The organism is Trichococcus collinsii (assembly GCF_900107505.1).
Taxonomy (GTDB): domain Bacteria; phylum Bacillota; class Bacilli; order Lactobacillales; family Aerococcaceae; genus Trichococcus; species Trichococcus collinsii.
This window is the reverse complement of sequence record NZ_FNQH01000015.1, coordinates 1-8,735: the sequence shown is the minus strand read 5'-3', so window position 1 is coordinate 8,735 and position 8,735 is coordinate 1. Positions and strand designations below refer to the sequence as shown.

Annotated in this window: 10 protein-coding genes; 6 read left to right on the top strand and 4 right to left on the bottom strand. The window is 44.1% G+C overall.

Annotated features, from left to right (window positions below; all coding sequences use genetic code 11):
* Positions 1–1,353, top strand: a 1,353-nt coding sequence (locus tag BLV66_RS15145; protein ID WP_093114579.1) for a copper-translocating P-type ATPase, incomplete at its 5' end; no start/stop codon positions are given.
* Between the two features lie 174 nt (positions 1,354–1,527).
* Here the strand turns inward: BLV66_RS15145 and BLV66_RS15140 are convergent.
* A complete protein-coding gene (locus tag BLV66_RS15140) occupies positions 1,528–2,166 on the bottom strand; it encodes a TIGR01906 family membrane protein (RefSeq protein ID WP_232309358.1) in 639 nt (212 codons plus the stop codon).
* A gap of 13 nt (positions 2,167–2,179) precedes the next feature.
* A complete protein-coding gene (locus tag BLV66_RS15135; protein ID WP_068561776.1) occupies positions 2,180–2,389 on the bottom strand; it encodes an adhesion protein in 210 nt (69 codons plus the stop codon).
* A 260-nt stretch (positions 2,390–2,649) separates the two neighbouring features.
* Here BLV66_RS15135 and BLV66_RS15130 point away from each other — a divergent pair, with 260 nt between their 5' ends.
* Genes BLV66_RS15130 through BLV66_RS15115 form a run of 4 tightly spaced genes read left to right on the top strand, consistent with a single transcriptional unit; the run spans position 2,650 to position 5,561 of the window.
* Positions 2,650–3,966: a M23 family metallopeptidase gene (locus tag BLV66_RS15130; RefSeq protein WP_086943876.1), complete on the top strand. Its 1,317-nt coding sequence runs from the start codon at positions 2,650–2,652 to the stop codon at positions 3,964–3,966.
* 43 nt (positions 3,967–4,009) lie between these two features.
* Positions 4,010–4,852 (top strand): prolipoprotein diacylglyceryl transferase, encoded by an 843-nt coding sequence (lgt, locus tag BLV66_RS15125; protein ID WP_068561774.1) that lies wholly within the window; start codon positions 4,010–4,012, stop codon positions 4,850–4,852.
* Positions 4,853–4,887: 35 nt separating this feature from the next.
* Entirely contained in the window at positions 4,888–5,121 is a 234-nt protein-coding gene (locus BLV66_RS15120; RefSeq protein ID WP_086987728.1) for an SHOCT domain-containing protein, read from the top strand.
* A gap of 23 nt (positions 5,122–5,144) precedes the next feature.
* The gene (locus BLV66_RS15115; RefSeq protein ID WP_370684631.1) at positions 5,145–5,561 is read left to right on the top strand and encodes a NusG domain II-containing protein; all 417 of its coding nucleotides are present in this window, start codon (positions 5,145–5,147) and stop codon (positions 5,559–5,561) included.
* 71 nt (positions 5,562–5,632) lie between these two features.
* On the opposite strand, the gene BLV66_RS15110 is transcribed toward BLV66_RS15115, so the two are convergent.
* Together BLV66_RS15110 and BLV66_RS15105 are read right to left on the bottom strand one after the other, a co-directional pair.
* Positions 5,633–7,030 carry a sensor histidine kinase gene (locus BLV66_RS15110; protein ID WP_086987729.1) on the bottom strand — a complete coding sequence of 466 codons (1,398 nt, stop codon included), beginning with the start codon at positions 7,028–7,030 and terminating at the stop codon, positions 5,633–5,635.
* Entirely contained in the window at positions 7,027–7,710 is a 684-nt protein-coding gene (locus BLV66_RS15105; protein WP_086987730.1) for a response regulator transcription factor, read from the bottom strand. The genes BLV66_RS15110 and BLV66_RS15105 overlap by 4 nt, the downstream gene beginning before the upstream one ends.
* 332 nt (positions 7,711–8,042) lie before the next feature.
* On the opposite strand from BLV66_RS15105, the gene BLV66_RS15100 reads away from it, so the two are divergent.
* Positions 8,043–8,609: an adenylate kinase family protein gene (locus BLV66_RS15100; protein ID WP_086987731.1), complete on the top strand. Its 567-nt coding sequence runs from the start codon at positions 8,043–8,045 to the stop codon at positions 8,607–8,609.
* Positions 8,610–8,735 lie beyond the last annotated feature (126 nt).

Sequence of the window (8,735 nt, the reverse complement as noted above, 5' to 3'; positions counted from 1 at the left end):
GCCCTCTTAACAGGTGAATCTAAGCCAATCGAAAAGAATGTTAAAGATCAAGTCATTGGTGGATCAACAAATGGTAGTGGTGTCCTATATGTAGAAGTAACAGAAACAGGGGATAAGTCCTTTATCTCACAAGTACAATCATTAATTAGCCAAGCACAAAGCCAACCTTCTCGAGCAGAGAATGTGGCTCACAAAGTAGCTGGCTGGTTGTTCTACATTGCGGTTGTAGTAGCTTTAATCGCCCTACTAATCTGGACGATCATTGCGGATCTGCCTACAGCCGTTATCTTTACTGTGACTACGTTAGTTATTGCCTGCCCACACGCTTTGGGTCTTGCTATTCCCTTGGTAGTATCACGTAGTACTAGTTTGGGTGCAAGCCGAGGATTACTGGTTAAAAATAGAGAAGCTTTGGAATTAACTACTAAAGCGGATGTTATGGTATTGGATAAAACAGGTACTTTAACAACTGGTGAATTTAAAGTGTTGGACGTCACTGTTTTGAGTGATAAATATTCTGAAGAAGAAATTACAGGCTTGTTGGCGGGTATAGAGGCGGGCTCCAGTCACCCGATTGCCCAATCGATTGTGAACCACGCTGAAGCGAAAGGCATTAAGTCAGTTTCCTTTGACTCCATTGAAATCGTTTCGGGAGCAGGAATAGAAGGGGAGGCGAACGGCCACCACTATCAATTAATCAGCCAAAAGGCATACGGAAAAGCATTGCGTATGGATATTCCGAAAGGCGCTACTTTAAGTATCCTTGTAGAAAATAATGAAGCAATCGGCGCTGTCGCATTGGGAGATGAACTGAAAGAAACCAGCAGAAACTTGATCGAGGTGCTGAAAAAATACGGAATTGAACCACTCATGGCTACTGGTGATAACGAGGAAGCTGCACAAGGAGTTGCAGAAGTTCTAGGTATTCAATACCAAGCCAATCAATCTCCGGAAGATAAGTACAAGCTGGTCGAGTCCATGAAAAACCAAAACAAGACGGTTATCATGGTGGGAGACGGGGTCAATGACGCACCTTCCCTTGCCTTGGCAGACGTAGGTATTGCAATCGGAGCTGGAACGCAAGTAGCTTTGGATTCTGCGGATATTATCCTTACTCAGTCTGATCCAGGGGATATTGAATCCTTTATCGAGTTAGCAAACAAGACGACACGTAAAATGAAACAAAACTTGGTATGGGGAGCAGGCTACAATTTTATCGCGATTCCAATTGCTGCTGGCCTCCTTGCTCCTATCGGCATTACCTTGGGTCCGGCCTTCGGCGCCGTCCTCATGTCCTTATCGACCGTTATTGTTGCGATCAATGCCATGCTTTTGAAATTAGACCCTAAATAAAACGAAGCAGGAACGAAAAAAGCACTGGCTGGTTTGACCCCCTTCCAGAATCGAGTCAGACCAGCCAGTATGCTGTATAAGGAAAATCATAGATCGATAAATTTTCGATAAAAACAGGGCTCCCATGCTTTCGATGGAGAGCCCTGCTTTTCTTATGAACCATAACCTTTTTAATCAACGGCTTGGGGCAGAGATTCGATATTTAGTAGTGAAGTACCCCAGGATTAGGAAGACTTCGATTAATCCAAAGGCCAAGAGGAAACTGTGCATAAAGAACTCCGCCGGCAGCGCTAAGATGATGGGATCAGTTGCGGGATTAAATAGCCAAGCATCATTGTTAAAGAATACCTGATGGAATAGCACAAACAGCACATCAAAGTTGATCAATAGAGCCAAAACAACACCCAGCGGAAGCAAGATTCCCCACTGGAAGTATCGAAGAAGTCGCCAGTATTGCCCTTCTCTGTTTAGATACTGCATAAACCAGAAGGAGCCTATCCCTGAAGTAATCAGAATCAGGTAGTCCAGCATAAACAACTTCTTCACTTCAGTGAAGTGGAATAACCCGCTAACTGAGCTAGGGAAATCCGGCATATCCAGTTTCGCTATCCATGGGGTATTCAGGTAATCTAGCAGAATACGATAGTTCATTAAGATTTGCTCTTTCGGCATGTCTACATATTCCGATATATTCAAGTAACCAATGTCAAACGAGTAGAGGAAGGTAAAGTTGATGGTTGCTGCGACCGAAAGGGATAAGATGAAAAAGGTAATGAAAATAAACCCTGAAATTTGAATAATTTTCTGCTTCAATGTGGAATGGCCCTCACAATTCATTTTGATTTATTTTTGATTTTACTACGTTCAATTCCTCTTTTAACCGTTTGTTTTCAATTTCCAACTTTTTCTTGTCTTCCGATTCGGGATCCGCGTGACCATGTCCTTTATGATTATGTCCGCCATGCATACCCGGCATAACAAACATCATGAGTATGTGCCCTGCCACCATCAAAACAATAAATAAGATTGATTCCATGTTCAACTCTCCTTTTATTTTTTCGCCAATGCTACAACTAACACGTTAGTAAAGAAATGGACGATAGATTAAAAAATTACGAAGAACCTAATTCCATCAGTGAAGCGAATAAGATTCAAAATAACTTTCTAAGACAAGAATAGAGTAAAACTATGTGGGTTTTATGGAGATTAACAACTCCATAAAACCTACATAATTCCTTGGTACAGTAAAATAAGCAAAAGAAAGGGGCAAATTTTGCCGGCATTTAAGGAGGATACATGAATAGAAAGCAGATGTTCAGGATTTTAGGAATTCCCACGCTTTTAAGTTTACTGGTGGTACCTTTGGATGTGAAAGCTGATACGCTGGAAGAGCTCAATCAACAAAAAACGGAATTGGAAAGCAGAATCCAAGAATTGGATGAGAATTCTTCAGGGCAACAAGAGCTATTGGACACATTGGAGGCAAAGAAAGAGCAACTTGGGGTTGGAACAATCACCCTGCAAAAGGAAATCGACAAGCTCACCCTACAATTAGTTGAACAGCAGGGGAAATTGCAGATTTCTGAGGAAAAAATAAAGGAATTGGGTAAAGAAGCAGAAACGCTGGAAGAACGGATTGAACTAAGAGGGGAAAAACTTAAAGTGCAAGCCAGAGCCGTCCAAACAGATACAAATCCACGTACTCTCCTGGAAGCAGTTATCAACTCGGAGAACCTTGCGGAAATGATAGGGAACATAGGCTTAGTAACTTACATTATGAACATCAACAAGGAAATACTCGTCCAGCAGAAAAATGACAAAATGGATCTGGTGGAGAAAAAGCAGGCAGCTGAGGACGAGCAGGAAAACCTCGAAATACTGAGTGCGGAAATCCAAGTAGCCAAAACCAATTTGGTGACACAGAAAGCAGGGCTGGAGAATCAAATCGAGCAGCTAGCCCAAGAGTATGATCTTACGGTGGAACAAAAAGAAGCGATTGATCAGGAGCAACAGAATCTTGCCGGAACGGTGAGCACCCTCTCCGATCAACTGAAGGAGGAGCAACGCCGGATCGCTGATGAAGAAGTAGTACGACAACAGGCTGCACAAGAGGTCGCGGTTGCAATGGCGGGTGAGATTGTTCCTGAAAGCTTCTTCGAAGAAAGCAAGGTAGTGGAGTATGCCTCTGCGGGGGAAACCCTGCCTGAAGCGAAGAGCGTTACCGCGTCTGGTTTCATTCGTCCGAGTAATGGGATTGTAACAGATCCTTTTGGATACAGAATCCATCCTCTTACAGGGGAGTGGAAATTGCATGCGGGCATGGATTTTGCCGGATCGGGACCGATTGTCGCAGCCCAGGGGGGAACCGTTCTAGTAGCCGGGTACCATAATTCATGGGGCTACTACGTGAAAATCGACCATGGAAACGGACTCCAAACTTTATACGCTCACATGGAAGCGGGCAGCCTTCGGGTTGCTCCCGGACAAAAAGTATCCCAAGGACAACAATTAGGGATAATGGGAACAACGGGGGATTCAACAGGTGTCCACCTGCATTTCGAGGTTTATGAGAATGGGGTTCAGGTTGACCCAGAACCTTACTTGGGATTGTAAAAGCACTATAAAATAAACGTTTTTTTCTTATAAGGAGGAAAGTATGGAAACAATAGTAGGAACAATTGATCGCGTAGCTTTCTCATTTGGCCCATTCACCGTCTACTGGTATGGGATTATCATTGGGGCTGCTATGCTATTGGCAATCTCCTTGGCGTCCAAGGAGGGCACGAAAAGAGGATTAGGAGAAGATACCGTTACAGATATGACAATGTGGGCGATTCCCATTGGGCTGATTGGAGCCAGAATCTACTACATTCTCTTCGAATGGCAGTACTATCTGCAAAATCCGGGCGAAATCGTCCAAATCTGGAATGGTGGAATTGCCATTTATGGGGGGTTGATTGCAGGGGGATTCACTGTCTATTGGTACACCAAGAAAAAGAGGATTCCCGTTGCCTTGATGTTGGATGTGCTGGCTCCCTATGTCCTTTTGGCCCAATCCATCGGTCGATGGGGCAACTTCACTAACCAGGAAGCACATGGTGGAGAAGTGACTCGAACATTTCTGGAGAACTTGTACCTTCCGAAGTTTATCATTGATCAGATGCAAATTAACGGTGTGTACTACCAGCCCACCTTCCTCTACGAGTCATTATGGAGTCTCCTCGGATTTGGCGTAATCATTGCCTTGCGAAACCGCAAGGGGTTGTTGCGGCAAGGCGAAGTGGCCCTCAGCTATACTATCTGGTATTCAGCGGGCAGATTCTTCATAGAGGGCCTGCGCACGGATAGTTTGTGGATTGGTGATTTCTTGCGGGTGTCACAGGGATTGTCCTTGCTCTTGTTTGTGGGTGCGATTGGTATTTGGATTTACCGGAGAAGGGATTATCCGCCCAAAACCTACTATCTAGAAGGATGGAACCTCAAAGGAGAAAGAGATTGAAGTAAAGACGGATAACAGGAAAGAGTGTGAGTGGCATGTCGAGTTATTGGAATCTACTGAATCATGACGGATTGGGACCTTTGAGATTGATTGGGTTGCTTTGGATTGTAGTGCTGTTTATGGTGGCGTACCTCCTTATCAAGATTCTTTCCGATCGAACAGATAGTCGAATTGCGAATGAGACCTCTTTGGAACAGATTCAAAAAGAATTTGCCAGAGATAATATTACGGAAGCAGAGTACTTGAAGAGAAAAAAACAGTTAGAGTAAACGAGAGAAAAAGGGGGAGAATCATGATTAAAAAGTATCGCAGAATGGTGAAACCTTTTGATATTATTATTGTCTCTTTTCTGTTTGTTCTATCTTTTTTACCGACAATGATCTTCGCCGTTGAAACTGCGCACATAGAAAAGAGCAAGCTGTATGCAGTTATCTCGTTCAACGGCGAGGAAGTGGACCGCTTCCTCCTGACCGGAAATGAGAAACAGCGGCTTATCACCTACTATCCTGCTCCCGGGAAGTATAATATTATCGAAATTGATGGGGAGCGGATTCGTGACAAATCGGATAACAGCCCCCAGCAAATCGCCGTGAGGACAGGGTGGATCCAATCACTTGGACAAACCAGTCTAAACTTACCCCACCGCATGCTAATTGAGATTGTATCCGATAATCCGACAGAGGCGGAGATTGATGTCCTTGCACGATAAGAGAATAGACCACTGAAAAAAGTACTCCAACCCTATTTAATTAGTTGGAGTACTTTTTTATAAACCCTATTTTATTTTGCCTTGGGAAGATTGATTGTAAATGTTGTGCCTTTCCCATAAATACTATCTACGGAAATAGTCCCTTGATGCGCATTCACAATGCCCTTTACAATGGAAAGGCCTATTCCTTGCCCCCCTAGTTTACTGTTTCGGGAGGGCTCCGCCATATAGAACCGTTCAAATATTTGGCCCACCTCTTCCGGAGGGATACCTTGTCCGTTGTCGATTATCCGAAAGGAAGTGGTGCCTTTACTTTGCGAAACGTAAAGGTCGATTCTTCCTCCCGAAGGGGTAAACTTAATGGCATTTGCCAACAGATTAGTTAAGACCTGATGGATTTTGTCCCGATCCGCAGAAATAAATACGCGATCACCACTAACGGAGCAGTTGAGTTTATTTTCAACCAGCATGGGTTGGAAATTATCCACGATTTGTTGGGCTAATTCCGTAAGATCAAAGGTGGTTTTCTGTAGCTGAGACTCCTGACTTTCGAGTTCGTTGATCCGATCGATTTCTCCAATCAGACGCGTAATTCGGCTTACCTCTTCGTAACAACGATAGAGCCGCTCTTCAGATATTTCCCAAACACCATCTATCATGGCTTCAATATTCCCTTTCAAGGTCGTCAAAGGCGTTCTGATTTCATGAGCAATATCGGAGGACAAACGGTTTCGGATCTTCTGTTGGTGTTGAAGTTGCAAGGAAAGATCATTCACTGATACCAGCAGGTCATCAATCTCCCGGATTCCTGTTTCTTCCAGAGAAAGACTGCTGTAATGCCCTTTGGCAATTTCCTTGGTGAAATCATTGATTGTGACGATAGGAGAACTAAGCTTTTTGGCCACCAGTAGCGCAAAGAAGAGGGGAATGAGGAGCGAGAAGAAGGCCACCAAAACCAATTTACTTTCCATATCGGAAATAAAGAGGGCGTCATGTTCTGTGTAAGCATAGGGACCCACGGATTGAATCTCCATCATGCCAATTTCTTCGGTACCATCATAAAGGGGACTACGACTTTGCACGTAATCACTCTCCATACCTCCCACCATTTGCTCCATATGCAGGAGATGATCCTGAACCTTGTTCTTCGCATCTTCTTCCTCAGAAGCGGATGGGCTCCATAACAGTTGCCCGTCCTCGTCGAAAATCCTCACAATCACTGACTGTTGGAGAGCATTCCGCCCAACACGCTGAATTGCTTGCGAATTTTCTTCCCAGGTACCGTTTTGTTGATAGAGATTCTCTAAATCAGTGCTGTATTCTTCCAACTCTGACTCCTGTCTCTCCCTGACATAGTCAGCAAAGTGGCTCTCTAGTAAGTTCAGTGTTATCCAGCTGAAGGCTCCTACCAGAATAAAAGAAAGCGAAACGAAGGAAAGGAGAAGTTGCCACTTTATTGTTCGCTTCATTTTTGACCACCAAATCGGTATCCAGCCCCATATATCGTCAAGATATAGTGGGGGGTTCGCGCATCATCTTCTATCTTTCGTCGCAGGTTCTTAATGTGGACATCAATGACTCGATCTGTTCCGTCAAAATCTAATCCTTTTACGACCTGCAAGAGCTGCTGCCTAGGGAAAATCTGCTGAGGATGTGACGCCAGAAGGAATAGAAGCCCGTACTCGGTTGGCGTTAGCCCCACTTCTAGTCCCTTTTTGAATACTTGCATGTTATCGGGATAGATATCCAATAAACCACCTTCGAAGGACCATTTCACCTCTTGGGGTTCCTTGTGTGAGCGCCGCAGTACGGTCTGTACTCGGGCCACCAATTCTTTGGGGCTGAAGGGTTTCGTCATATAATGGTCCGCGCCGATATGCAGTCCGCTCAGGATATCCTGTTCCGTTGTTCTCGCCGTCAGCATGATCACAGGGACACTGGAGGATTTTCTTATTCTTCGGCAGACCTCAAGACCCGAGATATCCGGCAGCATGAGGTCCAGGACGATGAGATCCGGCCGGATGGTTTCGGCTTTCCGCAAGGCTTCTTCTCCGTCCATGGCTCTGAATACTTGGTAGTTTTTAGCAACCAAGTACGCCTCTACAATCTCCAAAATGTTTTCCTCGTCATCTACAATCAAAATTTTCATATGTTTTCCCCCATCATTCACACGATTGATTCTGTACTACTAAAAATTGTTCCACCGCACCACCTTTCCTGAGCAATGAACCATGGTAGTTTTCAAATATCGCTGAATTGAGTTTACCTTTTCATTGTGTGGGTTTTATGGAGGAGAAGATGCCTTATTGTTTTTAAAGAAGCAGTAGGAAAAGTTCTGGCGGCTTATTAAGTCCTTTAGAGCTACTACAAATTTTTGTTTTTTTCTTTCTCCATACTCCCTACACAATCATGCGCTATCTTAGTAGTGAATGGTTGTGTACGATCCGATAGAGGCATAATGCAGATAAGGAGTGTTAGAAAATGAATATCATTATAATGGGAATGCCCGGCGCTGGAATGGGAACCCAAGCGAGGGAAATCGCAGTTACCTATCAGATTCCGTATATCTCTACAGGTGAAATCTTCCGATCCTTCGCTGAGATGGGAAGTCCAATCGGTCTAGAAGTCAAAACATTCATGGAGATGGGAAAACTAGTCCCCGATAGATTGGTCAATAAACTCCTCTGGGATCGCATGGGAGAGGATGACATGAAAGAGGGTTTCATTTTGGATGGATATCCGCGAACGCGTCAGCAAGCGGAAGCGTTAGAAGCATATCTGGAAAGCAAAAGACTGTCGCTGGATGCTGTCCTCTATCTGGCTGTTGGGAAAGAGGTCTTACGGAAAAGATTAGAAAATAAGATCGATTCGCCCTGGTCAGAGGATAAATCAGAAGTCATAGAAAGACGGCTACAAGTGAGTGAGCTCGAAATGGAAGCACTGACGGGTTTCTATCAGGAAGCGGGAATCGTTTCTATGGTCAATGGCGAACAAGAGCCCGACATTGTATTCGAAAAAATACAAGAAGTTCTTCAGTTTCATTCTTAATGTGGGTTCGTTCTAATCCAGAAAATAATCTTCCTATTAGGCGAATGCCCTGATGAAAAGGTAGAAGTCAAGAAAAAAAGCATGGAGACTTTTGTCTGCATGCTTTTTCTTAAGGGTTATTTTTTT